Source organism: Devosia polycyclovorans (assembly GCF_042181575.1).
GTDB lineage: Bacteria > Pseudomonadota > Alphaproteobacteria > Rhizobiales > Devosiaceae > Devosia > Devosia polycyclovorans.
This window is the reverse complement of record NZ_CP170082.1, coordinates 162,056-179,430: the sequence shown is the minus strand read 5'-3', so window position 1 is coordinate 179,430 and position 17,375 is coordinate 162,056. Positions and strand designations below refer to the sequence as shown.

Sequence of the window (17,375 nt, the reverse complement as noted above, 5' to 3'; positions counted from 1 at the left end):
CGTAGCGCCATGAGCGCAATCAACCATGCATAAACATGATTGTCAAACTCATATTTGATTTGCTCTCGGATTTGGTCAGGCAGCGTTGACTGCTTCATCCAGGGACAGGCCTAGCCGCTCGCGGATGGAGCGCTTCTTGCTGGCCAGGTCTGCTATGGTGTAGCGCTCCAGCACCTCGAAGAACGCGCCCAGGGCCTCGCGCAGCGCAGCATTGAGGTCGCACTCCCCGATCAGCGGGCAGTCGGCGCCATCCTCGAAACACTCCGCAAGTGCGAAGTTCTCTTCCGTCAGCCGGATCGTTTCAAGCAGGGTGATATCCTTGGCAGGCTTGCCCAGCTTGATGCCACCATGCCGTCCACGCACCGTCTGCAACAACCCCGACTCCACCAGCGGCTTGATCAGCTTGAACAGGAAAAGTTCCGAAATGCCATAGGCGCGGGCAATCTCGGCGACGCGGCTCAACCCGGGCTCGTTCACCGCACAATAGACCAGCGTGCGAATGGCATAATTGGATTGGCGGGTCAGTCTCACGGGAAACCTTTCTGCTGCGTCGGGCGAGCCTCGAGGGGGCTGGGTAGCTCCTCATAACGTGGCCCGCAGCTTATAACCATTCTAAAAAATGTCAAACAATCTTGAAGCCGACGGTCATGTTATTGTGATCAGCGAGCGGGCTGGACAGACACTTACCTTCCACCTATGAATTTAATAGGGGGCGGAGGAGGTTTGGAGTGGATATAACAGTCACCCGAGCCATGTTAGGGGATAGTGTTGCTGACGCGACGGGCCTGTCGCGTCACGACGCAGTGCAGATCGGCGAACGCATGTTCGAACTGATCGGCGAAGCCCTCATGCGTGGCGAAACAGTCAAGTTAAGTGGATTTGGGACCCTGGACGTTCGATCGCGCGCCGAGCGCATCGGCCGCAACCCGCGGACCGGCGAGGAGCACCGTATTGCGCCCCACCACACCGTGGTACTTATTCCCAGCGCCCGGTTGCGCGAGGCACTCGAGCCCAGGCCGTCCCGAGCCAAGGCTCAAAAGTAGCGGCGGTAGAGCGGCAATTCTGCTGCGCCGATAGCAGGGGCCAACCGGCCATGCCGGCCATTGATGACGCGTGGCATCTTGAACCCTCTGGTCTTGAAACGGCTCATTTCGATCCCCAGGCGCTCAGTCAGCCGTTGCGCCATGTCCGGACCGAGTTCGCAATCCAGCACCACCACAGGCGATTCGAGAACCACCAGCATGTTGTGGACCACCTGTGCCAGGGCCTGCGCGGCGTCCCCCACCCAGCAGTCGACGATCGTGGACATGCCTTGCAGGTCCCAGTCCGATACCGGCTGATCCGCCTGGGCAAATCCGGCCGCGGCCAGACGTTCCCGGAGCGCGAACAAGGATGCCACCTGATGCGCCAGTTGAGGCGTCCCCTGATTGATACAGACAAGGCTGGAGCCGAGATCCGCCGCATGACCAGAGGGGCCTTCCCAGAGCTGGCCGTCGCTGACGATGCCCGCCAGCAGCACCTCCGAGACCAGCAGGAAGATCACATTGGCCGGGCGGGGTGGATCGAGGGCGATCAGTTCAGCCCAGCAACCGGCATTGCCGTCATTGATCTGCGTGACCTCAAGATGGGTCCGTTTGCCCAACTCGGCGACCGGATCGATCTGGCACCAGCGGCTCACCTGATCCGATGGAGCGCCAAGCAGGTCCAGATCGGTGGTGAGTGACCCGGGAAGGGCCAGGCCGACATCGAGCAGGCGCGCGTGCTGGTCGGGCCGCAGGGAGTGCTCGAAGTCCGCCAGGAGCCCTCCGATCTTGTCGAACACGATGTCTGCGTCGGGGTAGTCGTAGTCTTCCCGGTGGTGGCGGAGGATCTCCGCATGCATGTTGATCAGGACAATTTCGAAATGCTTCCAGCCCATTTCCACACCGAAAGCAAAACCGCCATCGGCATTAAGGAGGATGGGCGTGGCTGGTTGTCCCCGCCGCCCCCTCAGCACCGGTCCGCGGACAATCAGCCCCTCGCTCTCCAGATCGACGAGAATGGCCGACACCGTCTGGGGTGCCAGCTCCGATATGCGCGAAATCTCCGCATTGGAGGCGCCGGAATTGAAAGCAATGACCGTCAGGACGGTCTTCTCATTGGCGCGCCTTACCCCATTGTGCCGTACGCCGCGTCGGCCAGTCACGAAAATGTCGCGTGTTGCCCCCTGATCCAAAGTTGTCACAAAAAATCGCTCCAGACGGACAAATGGTGTCTTTGGTCAAAGAAATAAACATTCGGACTGGATGCGGCACAGAACTGAAATTCGTGCGGCATCACAATCTTGCTTCCGCAATGCCAGCAAGTGCGTGGCGCCGTCAAGTATCTGGCACAAAACCAGGATTGTCCGGTGCGCGCTCAATTTCCGCTATCGGTCAGCAGCTATTTGGTTTGCTTGCCAAGCTTTTCACCTCTGCCACCGGCGTGCCGAGGCGATGGGTCCGCGGGGCGACGATTCACAATGCAGGTCAATTGGCTGTCTCGGACTCAGCGCCCGGCTCGCCGATTTGTTCGACCGGCGGCACGCGCGGCGCGCACCATTGCAGCGCCTCGGTGATCGACCGGTATGAGCCGGAGAGGTCGAGAAAGGCAAAGGCGCCCTGTTCGTCGTCTGCGTGGCGCAGATAGACGAAACTGCCGTGGCGCAGCCCGTCCAGCAGCCAGCCCTCCGGGTCGTCGAGGCGCGCGCCATAACCGCCGCTGTCCACCTGTGCCGCCATCTGGCGCCTCTCACGGTCCAGCGTCATTTCCCAACGGCCGGCATCGCCACCCGGACGGCTCGAATAGACATATAGGCCCGTCGAATAGTCGTCCTCGCAGCGCACCGCCAGGCAGGTGAAGTCAGTACTGGTCGAGCCCCGCGTGCAACCCAGGCTCGCCCGGTCCCCTTCGCCTGGCAGCGGCGAATAATGCCAACCCGGCGCCTGTCCTGTCGCCGGCAGGACAGGCGCCAGGGCATAGGCAAACACGACTAGCGCTGCGGCTCGATAAGATCCCATTTGTTTCCATATAGATCGACAAAGACGGCCACTTTTCCATAGGGCTCCTGCCGCGGGGCCTCGAGGAATTGAACCCCTTTGGCCAGCATACGGGCGTGGTCGCCAGCAAAATCGTCGGTTTCGAGGAAAAACATCACCCGCCCCCCGGCCTGGTTCCCTATGGCAGCCTCCTGTATCGGGCCGTCCGCCCGGGCCAGCAGCAGCCTGGCGCCGCTCTTGCCGGCGGGTGCCATCACCACCCAGCGCTTGTCGCCATCAAGCGGCGTATCTTCGGCGAGATCGAAGCCCAAGGTGTCATGATAAAAGGCAATGGCCTCATCATAGGATTTGACGACCAGAGCGATGGTAGCAATCGATTGTGTCATCGCTCAAACTGAGAGCAGCGCCGCAGCCGCGTCAAGCCGGGGCTGGAGCAATCGAACGGATCAGTCAAGAACCGTCCATTTCTGTGGATTGCCCATTGGGCTTTGATTGTGTTGACCAAACGGTCAATGATTCCCGTTGCGCTCTTGTGAAATCTACGCTTTGTTGTCGCCCAAGCCACCTTTGGGCATCCATTGAGATGGCGTTTTTCAAGGAACGGGAGACTATTCATGCACACTTCTTTGACCCGCATCGCGGCGGTCCTGATCGCCTCGACGATGCTCGCGGGAGTCGCGCAGGCCGAAACGGTCCGCTGGGCGCGTTCGTCCGACTCGCTGACGCTGGACCCGCATTCGCAGAACCAGGGCGTCACCCACACCTTTGCCCATCACATCTATGAAACGCTGATGTGGCGCGATACCGAGGGCAATCTGATCCCGCGCCTTGCCACCGAGTGGTACGTCAAGGAAGATGATCCGACGGTTTGGGTGTTCAAGCTGCGCGAAGGCGTCAAATTCCACGATGGGGCCGACCTCACGGCTGAGGACGTCGTATTCTCGCTCGACCGCGCCCGTTCGGAAGGCTCCAACCTCAAGCAGCTCCACGCCGAAGTGGCCGAAGTGCGTGCCGTGGACGACTACACCGTCGAGGTGCAAATGGTCGGTCCGTCGCCGCTCTATCCCAACAATGTCACCAACACCTTCATCATGGACAAGACCTGGTCCGAAGCCAACAATGTCCAGGAAGTGCAGGATTTCGCCGCCGGTGAATCCAACTATGCCGTGCTCAACACCAATGGCACCGGCCCCTATATGCTGACCTCGCGCGAGGTTGACGTCCGCTCCGTGCTGTCGGTCTTTGATGGCTGGTGGGGTGAAGCGCCAGAAGTGACCGAAATCATCTATCTGCCGATCGCCGACAATGCCACACGTATCGCGGCGCTGCTCTCGGGTGACGTCGATATCGTCCAGGACGTGCCGGTGCAGGACATCGAACGCCTCAAGAATTCGCCCGGCTTCAAGGTCGAGACCGGCCCGGAAAACCGTGTGATCTACTTCGGCTACAAGTTTGGCGAAGAGCCGCTGAAATCTTCCAACATCACGGACAGCAACCCGTTCAACAACCCGTTGGTGCGCGAGGCCATGGAACTGGCGCTCGATCGCGACGCCATCCAGCAGGTCGTGATGCGCGGCAATTCCATCCCGACCGGCGTGGCGACCCCGCCCTTCGTCAACGGCTGGACCGAAGAACTCGATCAGTATCCGGCGCCCGATGTGGAACGCGCCAAGGAACTGCTGGCCGAGGCTGGCTATCCCGATGGCTTCTCGGTGACCCTGGACACCCCGAACAACCGCTATGTTAACGACGAAGCGATCTCTACCGCCTACGTCGGCATGCTGGGCCAGATCGGCATCGACGTGACCCTGGCCTCGCGCCCGGTGGCCGAACACAGCCCGATCATCCTGGCCAATGACACAGATTTCTATCTGCTCGGCTGGGGCGTCCCGACCTTCGATAGCGCCTATATCTTCAACGATCTCGTGCACTCCAAGACCGACACGCATGGGACCTACAATGTGGGCCTCTACTCCAATCCGGAGCTGGACGAGAAGATCATCTCGCTGGGCACCGAAACCGATCTGGACGTTCGCAACCAGACGATCGCGGAAATCTGGGAGGTGGTGAAGGCCGATCGCGTGCTGATGCCGGTGCATAATCAGGTGCTTGCCTACGCCATGCGCGACGATATCACCCTGCCGGTGCATCCCGAAAACCAGCCTAACATGATCACGGTCGAATTCGCCGAGTAAGCGTCCTGCAATCCTGAACCGTCGCGCGGAGCGTCTTCGCCCTCGCGGCGGTTCTCAGTTATGGAGGGCCCAGAATGCTGGCCTTCATCGCGCGACGGCTCTTCCAGTCCGTTATCGTCATGCTTGCGGTGGCCTTCATCGCGTTCATGGTTTTCCGCTATGTCGGCGACCCGGTCAGCTCCATGCTGGGCCAGGATTCGACCATGGCCGACCACGAGGCCCTTCGCGAACGCCTGGGGCTCAACGAGCCCTTCTATGTCCAGTTCTTTGCCTTTGTGGGCAATGCGTTGCAGGGCCAGTTCGGCATTTCCTATCGCCTGCAGCAGCCGGTCAGCCAACTGATCATGGAACGCCTGCCCGCCACGATCGAACTGGCTTTTGCCTCTGCCTCCATCGCTCTGGTGTTTGGTGTGGTCCTGGGTATCTACACCGCGCTCCGCCCACGCGCCTTCTCCACCGGCTTGATCATGACCGGGTCGTTGATCGGTGTATCGCTGCCCACCTTTCTGATCGGTATAGGGCTGATTTACATCTTTGCAGTGGAACTCAAATGGCTGCCGTCCTTCGGACGCGGCCAGGTGGTCGATCTGGGCTGGTGGCGTACCGGCCTGTTGACCGAATCCGGGCTGCGTTCGATCATCCTCCCGGCCATCACCCTGTCGCTGTTTCAGTTGACGCTGATCATGCGGTTGGTGCGCGCCGAAATGCTCGAAGTGCTGCGCACCGATTATATCCGCTTTGCCAAGGCCCGCGGCTTGAGCCAGCGGGCCATCAATTTCGGCCATGCGCTCAAGAACACCATGGTGCCGGTCATCACCATCACTGGGTTGCAGCTGGGTTCAGTGATCGCCTTTGCCATCATCACCGAGACTGTGTTCCAGTGGCCTGGTGTGGGCTCGCTCTTCGTCAACTCCGTTGCCGTCGTCGACGTGCCGGTCATGGCCGCCTACCTCGTCTTCGTGGCGCTGGTCTTCGTGGTCATCAACCTCATCGTTGATATTTTGTACTTTATCGTCGATCCGCGCCTGCGCGACGGCGCCAAATCCGGGAGGTAGTCGGTGACCGATCTGCCCCATTCCCCAGAGCAGCCCGTGGTGGCTGCCAAGACCTCGCGCTGGAAGACCTTTCTGAGGTCGGATATCGTCTGGTCCTACCGGCACTCGCCGGTCACCATCGTTGCCTCCATTGTCGCGCTGGTGCTGATCCTGATGGCGGTGCTCGCCCCCTGGATTGCCCCCTATAACCCGTTCAATCCGGCCACGTTGAACCTGATGGACGGGTTCACCGCGCCCAATTCCAACTCCTTGGGTGGACGCTACTTCATTTTTGGCACCGACAATCAGGGCCGCGACGTGCTCTCCACCATCATGTATGGTTCACGCGTCTCGCTCTTTGTCGGTTTCTCGGCCACCCTGTTCGCCATGGTTATGGGCGTTGGTCTGGGGCTGGTCGCTGGCTATCTCGGCGGCATCTGGGACGCCATCATCATGCGCGTTGCCGATGTGCAGCTGAGCTTCCCGGCCATCCTGATTGCCCTGCTGATCTTCGGCGTCGCTCGGGGGCTCATTCCGCCCAACCAGCAGGAAGGCGCTGCCATCTGGGTGCTGATCCTGGCGATTGGTCTGGCCAACTGGGCCCAGTTCGCACGGACGGTGCGCGGCGCCACCATGGTCGAGCGGCAGAAGGACTATGTCTCGGCCGCCCGCATTCTGGGCGTCAATCCGTTCATCATCCTGCTGCGCCACGTGCTGCCCAATGTGATGGGCCCGGTGCTGGTTATCGGGACCATCGGGCTGGCGCTGGCCATTATCGAGGAAGCAACGCTCTCCTATCTCGGTGTCGGCGTGCCGCCCACCCAGCCCTCGCTCGGGACGCTGATCCGCATTGGTCAGCAATTCCTGTTCTCCGGCGAATGGTGGATCCTGCTGTTTCCTGCGGTCACCCTTGTTCTGCTCGCCCTGTCGGTCAACCTGCTGGGTGACTGGCTGCGTGACGCCCTCAACCCGAAGTTGCGCTGATGACCGAGCCAGTACTCTCCATCAAGAACCTTGTGGTCGAATTCCCCTTCCGCAATGACGTCTTCCGCGCGGTCAACGGGGTCAGCTTCGACATCATGCCCGGCGAAGTGGTCGGCGTGGTGGGTGAATCGGGCGCCGGCAAATCCATGACCGGCTCCGCTGTTATCGGCCTGATCGAACCGCCCGGCCATATCGCGTCCGGCGAAATTCGCCTCAAGGGCGAGCGCATCGATAATCTGCCTGAAGAAGCCAAGGCCAAATTGCGCGGCAGGCGCATCGGCATGGTCTTCCAGGACCCGCTCACCAGCCTCAACCCGCTCTACACCATCGGCGAGCAGCTGATCGAAACCATCCGCACGCATCTGCCGCTCAGTGAGGCCGAGGCGCGCCAGAAGGCCATCGATCTGCTGACCGAGGCCGGCATTCCCAAGGCGGCCGAGCGCATGGAGAGCTATCCGCACCAGTTCTCGGGCGGCATGCGCCAGCGCGTCGTCATCGCTCTGGCCATCGCGGCAGAACCGGAACTGATCATTGCCGACGAACCGACCTCGGCACTCGACGTGTCGGTGCAGGCCCAGATCATCAAGGTGCTCAAGAAGCTCTGCGCCAATCACGGTGCCGCGGTCATGCTGATCACCCACGACATGGGTGTCATCGCCCAGACGGCCGACCGCATGGTGGTGATGCATCAGGGCACGGTGGTCGAAACTGGCACGGTGGGCGACATCATTCGCCGCCCGCAGGAGCCCTATACGATCAAGCTGATCAACTCGATCCCGACCATCCAGCGCCAGGCTGGTGATGTGACCCCGGAAGAGGCCGCCAATGATGATGGCGCCTATGTTCAGGTCAAGCATCTGGTGCGTGATTTCGAGATCGGCGGCGGTGGCTTTCTCAAGCTCCTGCCCGGCAAAGTCGAGATGTTCCGCGCCGTCAACGATGTCAGCTTCGCTATCGAAAAAGGCAAGACCTTCGGCCTAGTGGGCGAAAGCGGATCGGGCAAGTCCACCTGCGCCAAGATGATTGTCGGGCTGCTGCGGCCCTCCTCGGGGCAGATCACGGTCGACGGCCATGATATCTGGGCCGGCGGCGCCGGGCATAGAGAGCGCCGCAAGCGGGTCCAGATGATCTTCCAGGACCCCTATGCCAGCCTCAATCCACGCTGGCGGGTGGCCGACATCATCGCCGAACCGATGCGGACCCTGGGCATTGCCCGCAACCGCACCGAGGTCGATCATCGGGTAGCCGAACTGCTCGAGCGCGTGCGCCTTGATCCATCCGTCATGCGCAAATTCCCGCATGAATTCTCCGGCGGTCAGCGCCAGCGCATCGCTATTGCCCGTGCCTTATCCAGCCAGCCCGAATTCATCGTCTGCGATGAGCCGACTTCGGCGCTCGACGTCTCGGTGCAGGCCCAGGTGCTCGACCTGATGCAGGAATTGCAGGACGAATTCGGACTGACCTATCTGCTCATCAGCCACAATCTGGCGGTGGTGCGGCAGATGTCGAGCGCCGTGGGCGTACTGCACAATGGCGTTCTGGTCGAAAAGGGTCCGACCGACGCCATCTTTGACAATCCGCAGGCCGACTACACCAAAATGCTGCTCGACGCTGTGCCCGATATTTCCCGGGTGGCATAGCTAGACAAGGCTCCCTCACCACTTCACCTCTCCCTCTGGGGGAGAGGTCGCCGCGTAGCGGCGGGTGAGGGGGCCTCCAGGCTAAACCTCCACCCGTTTCCCCTCTTTGCCAGACCGGATCAGCGCGTCGATCAGCCGGTGCACGTTGAGCGCGGTGTGACCTGTCGAAACCGGTTGCCGCCCCGCCTGTACCGCCTCGGCAAAGTCAGCGATCTGGGCCTGATGCCACTGGAAGGGGAAGGCCATGGGGTCGGCGCCGCCGCCCGAGGTGCTGGCCTCTTCCCCAACCGTTTCGGTTCGGCCATCGAGCCAGTTCAAGGTCAGAACGCCCCCGGTCAGCGTCGCACTGGCCTTGTCGAAATTGAGCGTCAGGCTTTCCGGGCCACCAGGAAAATTGGCGGTGGTAGCGATCAGCCCGCCCACCGCGCCATTGACGAACTCGACACCTCCGGCCACGAAGTCCTCGGTCTCGATTCTGTGCAGCCCGGTGGTCGCCGTCATGGCGGTGACGGCCTTGGCCGGACCGGTCAGGCTGAGCATCAGGTCGAGCGAATGAATTGCCTGGGTGATCAGCACCCCACCCCCGTCCTGGGCGAAGGTGCCGCGCCCGGGCTGGTCGTAATAGCCCTGCTGCGGACGCCACCAGGGCACTACGAGCTGCGCCGCCTGCAACGGGCCCAATTCGCCGCTGGCGACCTTTTGGGCCAGCGCCTGCGAGGCTGCGCGGAACCGGTGCTGGAAGATGACGCCCAGCGTCACCCCGGCAGATGCACACGTCTCGACAATCCGCTGGGCCGCTTCGGTCGAACGCTCCACCGGCTTTTCCATCAGCACATGCTTGCCCGCCTTGCAGGCCGCAGCCACGAGCTCTTCGCGCGCGTTGGGCGTGGTGAGCACCAAGATCGCGTCAACGCCGGGATCCTCCAGCAGCGCTTCATAGCTTGCAGCGGCCGGCAGGTCGTACTCGCGGCAGAACTGGTCGAGCTGCTCCCGGTTTCGTCGGTAGACGCCCCGCACCGAGATGCGATCCTTGAGGGCATTGAGTGCCAGGGCATGCGGCTTCGCGCCCATGCCGGCGCCAACCACACCAAGTCCGAAATTCCTGTGTTCATGTGCCATTCAGCCGCCTCCTTTTATGCCTTGGTTGCGCCATGATCGCGGCGCTCATCTCCCGTCCGGGACATTGATAGAGGGACCTATCATGAGAATCGTTGGAATTGTTGCTGCACTTTTCGTAGCGGCCGGAATTGCGCTGGCCGGCTGGTTTGTCGGCAGCTCGCTGGTGGAAAGCCGTCAGCCGTTGCGTGTGGTGACCGTCAAGGGGCTGAGCGAACGCGCCGTTGAAGCCAATCTGGGCTTCTGGCCCATTCGCTTCGTCGCCACCGGCCCGACCCTGCAGGCGGCCCGGGCCAGCCTTGAAGACGCCGAGGCCTCGGTACGCGAATTCCTGTCCGAGCGCGGCTTTGCTGAAACCGAAATCCAGGTTCAGAACGTGCTCGTTGAAGACCGGGCGGCGGGATACAACGCCAACGCCATGAATGACGAATACCGTTTCGTCCTGACCGAGGACATGCTGGTCACCACTGACCGCGTGCAGGATTTGGCCGAGGCGAGCCGCTCGGTGGCCGATCTATTGCGCCAGGGTGTTGTGTTCTCGTCGGACGCCTATAGTGCCGGCGCCAGCTTCGTCTTCACCGGCATCAATGATTTGAAGGGCGAGATGCTGACCGAAGCCACCCAGCGTGCCAAGGAAACCGCCGAGCAGTTCGCCGCCGAATCCGGGGCGCAGGTGGGCGATATCCAGACCGCCAATCAGGGTGTGTTCGAAATCCTGCCCGCCGTCGAGATTCCCAATGACCGGCCGGAGAAACAGATCGACAAGAAGGTGCGCGTGGTCACCACCATCACCTATTTCCTGGTCGACTGATATCGCCGACACCTTTTGCCGCAGGACGCTTGGGGGTCCGCTATGGCCGGCCCAGTCCTTCGAGGCCGCCGCGCAGCATCTCAGAACGAGGTTTGGAGCGCGAGCAATGCGTCATAGGTTCCGGTGATCGGACACGAACGAGGCGACCCTCTGGGGTGAGGGCCGGCCGCAAGTGTGCGCTAGGCCCTCACCCTGCCTGCTTGATGCGTCCCTCGCGCAGGAATATCTCCAAATTGTCGCGGGTCATCGGCCTTGCCAGGGCGTAGCCCTGCAGCACTTCGCAGCCCAGGCCCCTCAGGATTTCGGCGTGCTCCATGGTTTCCACACCCTCGGCGACGATCTCGATGTCCATTGACTTGCCGATATCGACAATGGAAGCCACCAGCTGGCGCTGCGCCGGCTCGTCGAGGATGGGGTTGATCAATTGTCGATCGATCTTGAGGCGGCGCGGATGCAGCTTCTGCAGCGACACGATCGACGCATAGCCGGTGCCGAAATCGTCGATCTCGACATCGATTCCCAGTTCCTTGATCTGGTCGATATTCCAGGCAACGATTTCGTCACTCTCATCGAGATAGATCGATTCCACCAGTTCAAATGCCACCCGCCCCGGCTGCAGGGGCAGGGCCCTTAGGCTTTCTACCAGCCCTTCATCGTGCAGGCGGCGCAAGGAGACGTTGACCGAGACGCGCGGCACGTTGAAGCCCTTGGCGTCCCACCGGGCCTGGTCGGCCAGGGCCTGCTCCAGGATCAGCTTGTCGATCTGGGACACCACATTGAGTTCTTCGGCCACGTCCATGAAATGGTCCGGGGCCTTGATGGTGCCATCCGGATGGCGCCAGCGGGCCAGGGCCTCGACGCCGATCAGCTCCAGGGTCTGCGCGTCGAACTGCGGCTGATAGACGGCGAAGAACGCGTCGGTATCCAGTCCCTTGAGCACCTCGTCCGCAACGCGCTTGGTGTGGACCACTTCCGCCTGCAGCGCTTCGGTAAAGAACTCATGCCGGTTGCGGCCCAGTGCCTTGGCGCGATAGAGCGCGATGTCGGCATTGACCAGCAATTGCTTGACGTTGATGTCTGCCGCACGCGACACGGCCACGCCAATACTGACGCCGAACCGGACCTCGTGCCCTTCGTGCTGTGCCGGGCGGCGCATTTCGCGCACGATGCGGTTGGCAATCAGCCGCAGCCGGGCGTCGCTCGGGCCAGCGCTCGAGACGATGACAAACTCGTCTCCACCGATACGCGCAACGAAATCGGTCTCGCGGCAATTGGCGCGCAACACCTTGCTGGCATGGATCAGCATGGCATCGCCCGCTGCATGGCCCAGCGTGTCGTTGATCTGCTTGAAGCGATCAAGATCGATATGCAGCAGGGCAATCGAGCCGCTGCCATGATAGCCGTCGGCGGCGTGACGTTTGAGGATATCGTCAAGATAGCGGCGATTGGGCAGGCCGGTCAGGCTGTCATGCAGCGCATTGTGCTCGATGCGGATGCGGACAGCTTCCAACTCGGTGCTGCGCGCCTCGGCCTGGCGCTTGGCACGCCGCAAATCTTCGTTGAGCTCGACGTCCCGGGTAACATCCCAATTCACCCCGACGACCTTGTGGGACTGGTCCGGCTCGCTATAGAGCGCGCCAACCGAGCGGATATAGCGTATCGCGCCGTCGGGCAGCAGCACGCGATAGTCGGTCTCGTAATAGCCCGAGACAATCTGCTCGCGAAACGCGGCTTCGGCCCGCTCGCGATCTTCTGGATGAACCGCCTGCTTCCAATGGTCATGGGTGCGCGGGCCGCCATCGGCCGGCAGGCCGTAGATTTCGTTATTGCGATCGTCCCAGGTTTCGGTGTCCGACGACAGGTCCAATTCCCACACACCGACCTTGGAGACGGCCAGGGCCAGGTTGAGGCGTCGGGTGACGCGATCCAGCTCGCTCTCGCGCTTGCCCAGCTCATGGATATGCTGATGCCGCTCGCGGATCATCCGCGCGGTAACAAAGATGGGAAACAGGATCAGGGCGCCCGCCGCCAGGATCAGGCCGCGCAGCGACCAGGTGGAGACCGGGTCGGCGCCCCAGCCCTGCCGGGGCACGGCGGCGATCTGCCAGGATCCAGAAGGCAGGACGACTTCGGCAGTGACCGGCTTTGCATCGCTGAGATCGGGCCCGAAAAAGCGCTTGCCGGCGCCCCCCGTGCCGTCATGACCGGTGATGGAAATGTCGAGGTCGAGGTGAGGATCGAGCAGGCCGCTATCGGCATAGAGCTTTTCTACGTCGACCACGGCGGAAACCAGGCCCCAGAAATGGCGGTTCTCGCCCGAGCCGATGAAAACGGGGAAACGTCCAATAAAGCCCTGGCCGCCCTGTACCAGATCGACCGGGCCGGCAATGCTGAGCTGGGCCGTTTCGAGCATGGTGCGCACGGCTGGCCACTGTGCCCGATTGTGCCGGTAATTCAGGCCGATGGCGGCCTCGTTGCCGGCCAGCGGATAAGTCATGGTAATGACCAGATCCGGCGCGGCAGCGACGGAGCGAAGCTGGCTGCCTTCCTCGAATATGTTGCTGACCAGGGCGTCATAGCGGGCCTGGTCCATGTCCGGCTCGGTCGAGATGACTGCCACCAGGCCCTTGATGAGCTGTATATTGCCCGCGACATAGCCTTCGAGCTTGGCCCGGATCACGGAAATCTGGTTGAGCGTGGTGCTGCGCAGATGGCTTTCGGCTATCTGCTGGTTCTGGCGATCAACGATGACAGCCGCCACCATCATGGCCAACAGCGCGAGCAGCACCGGAATGGCCATGGTGCGGCGCCAGTCGCCACGATGCTTCGCTTGCCGTTCCTCGCTCATACCCGCCTGAATCCCTGCGACACCTTCTGTGTCAGGAGCAGACCTTAGACGGGGGATGCTTGACGAGGTGCTTACCGCGCCGCCGAGTTACCGGAGTGGTAAATCAAGTGCTAACGCCTCTGGCTCAGGGCACGACGGTCTTGATGATCGAGGCGTCCAGGGCCTCGTAATCATGCAGGCCGATTACGTCGTAGAGCTCCTGGCGAGTCTGCATTTCGTCCAGCATCGCCTTGGTGCCCCCATCACGCTTGATGGTTGCATAGAGCTTTTCCTGCGCCTTGTTGGCGACACGCAGCGAGGAGACCGGCCAGATGACCATGGAATAGCCCAGCGCTTCGAATTCAGACGCGGTTTGGTAGGGCGTGCGGCCGAACTCGGTCATATTGGCGAGGAGCTTGACCCCCGGCATCGCCTTGGCGAAATCGCGGAACATGTCGATGCTGGTGAGGGCTTCGGGGAAGATCGCGTCGGCCCCGGCCTCGATATAGAGCTTGGCGCGGGCGACGGCGCCGTCCAGACCTTCGCTGGCAGCCGCATCGGTGCGGGCAATGATCACCATGTCGCGGCGGGCCCTGGCGGCGGCAGCGACCTTGGCGGCCATGTCATGCGCATCGGCCAGCTTCTTGTCATTGAGATGCCCGCATTTCTTGGGCAGCAGCTGGTCTTCCAGGTGCACCGCACCGGCGCCGGCCTCCTCGAATGTGCGTACCATGTGCATCACATTGAGCGCTTCGCCATAGCCGGTGTCGCCGTCGACCAGCAGTGGGAGCCCGGAGGCGCGGGCGATCTGGCGGATGAAGAACGCCACCTCGTCCACGGTGATGACGCCCAGATCGGGCAGGCCCATCGAGGCGGTCATGGCCGCGCCCGAAAGGTAGAGCGCGTCGAAGCCGGCATTCTTCGCCTGAATGGCGGCATGGCCATTATGGGCGCCGGGGAGCTGCAAAATCTGCTGGCGGTCGAGCAGGGCGCGGAAACGGCTGCCGGCGCTTTCACGGGGCAGATCGGCGGAAACCAGATAGGGCATGGGCCTTAAGCCTCCTTGCGATCCTTCAATGGCACGAAGGCGAGGTCTTCGGGCCCGGTATAATTGGCGGATGGGCGGATGATCTTGCCATCCTGGCGCTGCTCGATCACATGCGCCGACCAGCCCGAGGTGCGGGCTATGACGAAGAGCGGCGTAAACATGGCAGTGGGCACGCCCATCAGATTGTAGGAGACGGCGCTGAACCAATCCAGGTTCGGGAACATCTTCTTGGCGTCCATCATGACGCTTTCGATGCGCTCGGCAATTGCATATTGGCGGCCGGCCCCTGCCTTGTCGGCAAGGCTCTTGGCGACGCGCTTGATGACCACATTGCGCGGATCGGATACGGTATAGACCGGGTGACCGAAGCCGATGATGACTTCCTTGTTGGCCACGCGTTCACGGATATCGGCCTCGGCGTCGTCGGGCGAGGCGTAGCGCTCCTGAATCTGAAACGCGACTTCATTGGCCCCGCCATGCTTGGGACCGCGCAGGGCGCCGATGGCCCCGGCGATGGAGGAATACATGTCCGACCCGGTGCCGGCGATGACACGGGCGGCAAAGGTCGAGGCGTTGAATTCGTGCTCGGCATAGAGGATGAGCGATGTGTGCATGGCCCGCACCCAGTCCGCGTCAGGTGTTTGGCCATGCAGCAGGGTAAGGAAGTGCCCGCCAATGCTGTCATCATCGGTTTCGACCTCAATGCGACGGCCATTATGCGCGAAATGATACCAATAGAGCAGCATCGAGCCCATCGACGCTAACAGTCTGTCAGCAAGAGCACGCGCATCGGCAGCATTGTGATCATGGCTCTCGGGCAGGGTGCAACCCAGCGCCGAAACGCCGGTGCGCATCACATCCATGGGATGGGCCGCGGCGGGCAGCGCCTCAAGCGCGGCGCGGACCGCCTGGGGCAAGCCGCGCATGGCTTTCAGCCGCGCCTTGTAGGCGCTCAGTTGTGCCTGCGTTGGCAGGGTGCCATGCACCAGCAGATGGGCCACCTCCTCGAACTCGCTGGTTTCGGCCAGGTCGAGAATGTCATAGCCGCGATAATGCAGGTCATTGCCGGTGCGCCCCACGGTGCACAGCGCCGTATTGCCAGCCGTCACACCTGAAAGGGCAACGGATTTCTTGGGCTTGAAGCCTGGTGTGTCAGTCATCGTCGCCTCCTTTAGAAAATCCCTGCGGGGGCCTCGGGACCAAGCTGGTCCGGCGAAACCACGAAATTGAGCGCCTTGACCTCGGCGGCGGTCAACGTCGGCAGGCGTTCGACCAGATCAAGGAACCGGTCCTGCTCTTCCCTTGAGACAATGCCTTCGGCGAGGGTGCGGAACTTCTCGATGTAATTGGCGCGCTTGAAGGGGCGGGCACCATTGGGGTGCGCATCGGCGACGCCCAGTTCGTCGGTGATGACCGAGCCGTCTTCCATGGTGACGATCACCTGCCCGCCATAGGCCATGTCCTCGCCCTTGGCGTGGTAGCGCTGGGTCCAGATCGGGTCTTCCTCGGTGGTGATCTTGTGCCAGAGCGCCACGGTTTCGGGCCGCTGGGCGCGCTCGGGAGCGTAGCTTTTTTCATGGTGCCAGCCGCCATCCTCGAGCGCCACAGCAAAGATATACATGATGGAGTGATCAAGCGTTTCGCGGCTCGCCTTGGGGTCCATCTTCTGCGGATCATTGGCGCCGGTGCCGATCACATAATGGGTGTGATGGCTGGTCTTGATCAGGATCGACTTGATTTTGGTCAGGTCGCCGATTTTCGGGCCCATGCGGCGGGCCAGGTCGATCAGCGCCTGGCTCTGATATTCGGCCGAATATTCCTTGGTATAGGTGTCCAGGATCGCGCGCTTGGGCTCACCCGGTTCCGGCAGCGGCACATGGTAGAGCGCCTTGGGACCAGAAAGCAGGTAAGCAATGAAGCCGTCCTCGCCCTCATAGGCCGGGGAGGGTGCGCCCTCGCCACGCATCGCGCGGTCGACCGCCTCGATGGCCATCTTGCCGGCAAAGGCGGGCGCATAGGCCTTCCAGGTGGAAATCTCACCCTTGCGCGATTGCCGGGTGGTGGTTGTTGTGTGCAGCGCCTGCTGGATCGCCTGATAGGTGATCTCGGTTGAGAGGCCGAGCAGGGCGCCGATGCCGCCTGCGGCCGACGGGCCGAGATGGGCAATGTGGTCGATCTTATGTTCATGCAGGCAAATGCCCTTGACCAGATCGACCTGAATTTCATAGCCGGCGGCCAGACCCCGCACCAAGGCTGCGCCATCGAGCCCCTTGGTCTGCGCCACGGCCAGGATCGGCGGAATATTGTCGCCCGGATGGCTGTAATCGGCCGCCAGGAAGGTGTCGTGAAAATCCAGCTCGCGCACCGCTACGCCATTGGCCCAGGCCGCCCATTCCGGCGAAACCAGGGTGTCGTCGGCCAAGCCGAAGATCGGGGCGCCGCGATCCGACTTGTGACCCAGCGCCTGCGCACGGGCCGAGCGGATTGGTCCACGCGCAATGGAGGCGGCGGCAACGGCAGCATTGTCGATGATGCGGTTGCCGATCATTTCCACGACATCATCTTCGACCGGCACCGGATCGGTGGCGACGGCGGCCAGCTTCCAGGCCAGTTGATCCTCGCGTGCCAGATGCTCGGCAGACTTATAGGTGCGCACGTCGTGGATTTTCATGGCTGTTCTCCGTTCGGCAATTTTGCGCCGGA

General features: G+C 62.0%; 15 protein-coding genes. 6 read left to right on the top strand and 9 right to left on the bottom strand.

Going from position 1 to position 17,375, the window contains the following annotated elements; translation table 11 throughout:
- Window positions 1–75 precede the first annotated feature (75 nt).
- The gene (rirA, locus tag ACE4RL_RS00810; RefSeq protein WP_375598656.1) at window positions 76–531 is read right to left on the bottom strand and encodes an iron-responsive transcriptional regulator RirA; all 456 of its coding nucleotides are present in this window, start codon (window positions 529–531) and stop codon (window positions 76–78) included.
- Window positions 532–728: 197 nt separating this feature from the next.
- Between rirA and ACE4RL_RS00805 the strand changes: the two genes are divergently transcribed.
- A complete protein-coding gene (locus ACE4RL_RS00805) occupies window positions 729–1,043 on the top strand; it encodes an integration host factor subunit alpha (RefSeq protein WP_375598655.1) in 315 nt (104 codons plus the stop codon).
- Here ACE4RL_RS00805 and ACE4RL_RS00800 read toward each other — a convergent pair.
- The 3 genes from ACE4RL_RS00800 to ACE4RL_RS00790 form a co-directional block, all read right to left on the bottom strand.
- A complete protein-coding gene (locus ACE4RL_RS00800) occupies window positions 1,034–2,224 on the bottom strand; it encodes an ROK family transcriptional regulator (protein WP_375598654.1) in 1,191 nt (396 codons plus the stop codon). The genes ACE4RL_RS00805 and ACE4RL_RS00800 overlap by 10 nt on opposite strands.
- A gap of 283 nt (window positions 2,225–2,507) precedes the next feature.
- Window positions 2,508–3,038, bottom strand: coding sequence for a hypothetical protein (locus ACE4RL_RS00795; RefSeq protein ID WP_375598653.1), 531 nt, complete (start codon window positions 3,036–3,038; stop codon window positions 2,508–2,510).
- Window positions 3,011–3,403, bottom strand: a complete 393-nt coding sequence (locus tag ACE4RL_RS00790; protein ID WP_375598652.1) for a VOC family protein — start codon at window positions 3,401–3,403, stop codon at window positions 3,011–3,013. Before ACE4RL_RS00790 ends, ACE4RL_RS00795 begins: the two co-directional genes overlap by 28 nt.
- A 228-nt stretch (window positions 3,404–3,631) precedes the next feature.
- Here ACE4RL_RS00790 and ACE4RL_RS00785 point away from each other — a divergent pair, with 228 nt between their 5' ends.
- From ACE4RL_RS00785 to ACE4RL_RS00770, 4 genes are all read left to right on the top strand, one after another.
- Window positions 3,632–5,212 carry an ABC transporter substrate-binding protein gene (locus tag ACE4RL_RS00785; protein WP_375598651.1) on the top strand — a complete coding sequence of 527 codons (1,581 nt, stop codon included), beginning with the start codon at window positions 3,632–3,634 and terminating at the stop codon, window positions 5,210–5,212.
- A 74-nt stretch (window positions 5,213–5,286) separates the two neighbouring features.
- Window positions 5,287–6,267 (top strand): ABC transporter permease, encoded by a 981-nt coding sequence (locus tag ACE4RL_RS00780; RefSeq protein WP_375598650.1) that lies wholly within the window; start codon window positions 5,287–5,289, stop codon window positions 6,265–6,267.
- Between the two features lie 39 nt (window positions 6,268–6,306).
- Entirely contained in the window at window positions 6,307–7,230 is a 924-nt protein-coding gene (locus tag ACE4RL_RS00775) for an ABC transporter permease (protein ID WP_375600204.1), read from the top strand.
- Entirely contained in the window at window positions 7,230–8,870 is a 1,641-nt protein-coding gene (locus ACE4RL_RS00770) for an ABC transporter ATP-binding protein (protein WP_375598649.1), read from the top strand. Before ACE4RL_RS00775 ends, ACE4RL_RS00770 begins: the two co-directional genes overlap by 1 nt.
- Before the next feature lie 81 nt (window positions 8,871–8,951).
- On the opposite strand, the gene ACE4RL_RS00765 is transcribed toward ACE4RL_RS00770, so the two are convergent.
- A complete protein-coding gene (locus ACE4RL_RS00765) occupies window positions 8,952–9,989 on the bottom strand; it encodes a Gfo/Idh/MocA family protein (RefSeq protein WP_375598648.1) in 1,038 nt (345 codons plus the stop codon).
- Window positions 9,990–10,071: 82 nt separating this feature from the next.
- Between ACE4RL_RS00765 and ACE4RL_RS00760 the strand changes: the two genes are divergently transcribed.
- Entirely contained in the window at window positions 10,072–10,797 is a 726-nt protein-coding gene (locus ACE4RL_RS00760) for an SIMPL domain-containing protein (protein WP_375598647.1), read from the top strand.
- Between the two features lie 187 nt (window positions 10,798–10,984).
- On the opposite strand, the gene ACE4RL_RS00755 is transcribed toward ACE4RL_RS00760, so the two are convergent.
- The 4 genes from ACE4RL_RS00755 to ACE4RL_RS00740 all read right to left on the bottom strand — a co-directional run bounded on the left by ACE4RL_RS00755 (window position 10,985) and on the right by ACE4RL_RS00740 (window position 17,343).
- Window positions 10,985–13,645: an EAL domain-containing protein gene (locus tag ACE4RL_RS00755; protein WP_375598646.1), complete on the bottom strand. Its 2,661-nt coding sequence runs from the start codon at window positions 13,643–13,645 to the stop codon at window positions 10,985–10,987.
- A 124-nt stretch (window positions 13,646–13,769) separates the two neighbouring features.
- Window positions 13,770–14,672, bottom strand: a complete 903-nt coding sequence (prpB, locus tag ACE4RL_RS00750; protein WP_375598645.1) for a methylisocitrate lyase — start codon at window positions 14,670–14,672, stop codon at window positions 13,770–13,772.
- Between the two features lie 5 nt (window positions 14,673–14,677).
- Window positions 14,678–15,832: a 2-methylcitrate synthase gene (gene prpC, locus ACE4RL_RS00745; RefSeq protein ID WP_375598644.1), complete on the bottom strand. Its 1,155-nt coding sequence runs from the start codon at window positions 15,830–15,832 to the stop codon at window positions 14,678–14,680.
- Window positions 15,833–15,843: 11 nt separating this feature from the next.
- Window positions 15,844–17,343, bottom strand: a complete 1,500-nt coding sequence (locus tag ACE4RL_RS00740; RefSeq protein WP_375598643.1) for an MmgE/PrpD family protein — start codon at window positions 17,341–17,343, stop codon at window positions 15,844–15,846.
- Window positions 17,344–17,375: the final 32 nt, after the last annotated feature.

What these genes read in the sequence shown, in the direction of transcription:
- ACE4RL_RS00795 (WP_375598653.1), bottom strand. Translation starts at nt 3,038, where the DNA reads ATGGGATCTTATCGAGCCGCAGCGCTAGTCGTGTTTGCCTATGCCCTG.
- ACE4RL_RS00790 (WP_375598652.1), bottom strand. Translation starts at nt 3,403, where the DNA reads ATGACACAATCGATTGCTACCATCGCTCTGGTCGTCAAATCCTATGAT.
- ACE4RL_RS00785 (WP_375598651.1), top strand. Translation starts at nt 3,632, where the DNA reads ATGCACACTTCTTTGACCCGCATCGCGGCGGTCCTGATCGCCTCGACG.
- ACE4RL_RS00780 (WP_375598650.1), top strand. Translation starts at nt 5,287, where the DNA reads ATGCTGGCCTTCATCGCGCGACGGCTCTTCCAGTCCGTTATCGTCATG.
- ACE4RL_RS00770 (WP_375598649.1), top strand. Translation starts at nt 7,230, where the DNA reads ATGACCGAGCCAGTACTCTCCATCAAGAACCTTGTGGTCGAATTCCCC.
- ACE4RL_RS00765 (WP_375598648.1), bottom strand. Translation starts at nt 9,989, where the DNA reads ATGGCACATGAACACAGGAATTTCGGACTTGGTGTGGTTGGCGCCGGC.
- ACE4RL_RS00760 (WP_375598647.1), top strand. Translation starts at nt 10,072, where the DNA reads ATGAGAATCGTTGGAATTGTTGCTGCACTTTTCGTAGCGGCCGGAATT.
- ACE4RL_RS00755 (WP_375598646.1), bottom strand. Translation starts at nt 13,645, where the DNA reads ATGAGCGAGGAACGGCAAGCGAAGCATCGTGGCGACTGGCGCCGCACC.
- prpB (WP_375598645.1), bottom strand. Translation starts at nt 14,672, where the DNA reads ATGCCCTATCTGGTTTCCGCCGATCTGCCCCGTGAAAGCGCCGGCAGC.
- prpC (WP_375598644.1), bottom strand. Translation starts at nt 15,832, where the DNA reads ATGACTGACACACCAGGCTTCAAGCCCAAGAAATCCGTTGCCCTTTCA.
- ACE4RL_RS00740 (WP_375598643.1), bottom strand. Translation starts at nt 17,343, where the DNA reads ATGAAAATCCACGACGTGCGCACCTATAAGTCTGCCGAGCATCTGGCA.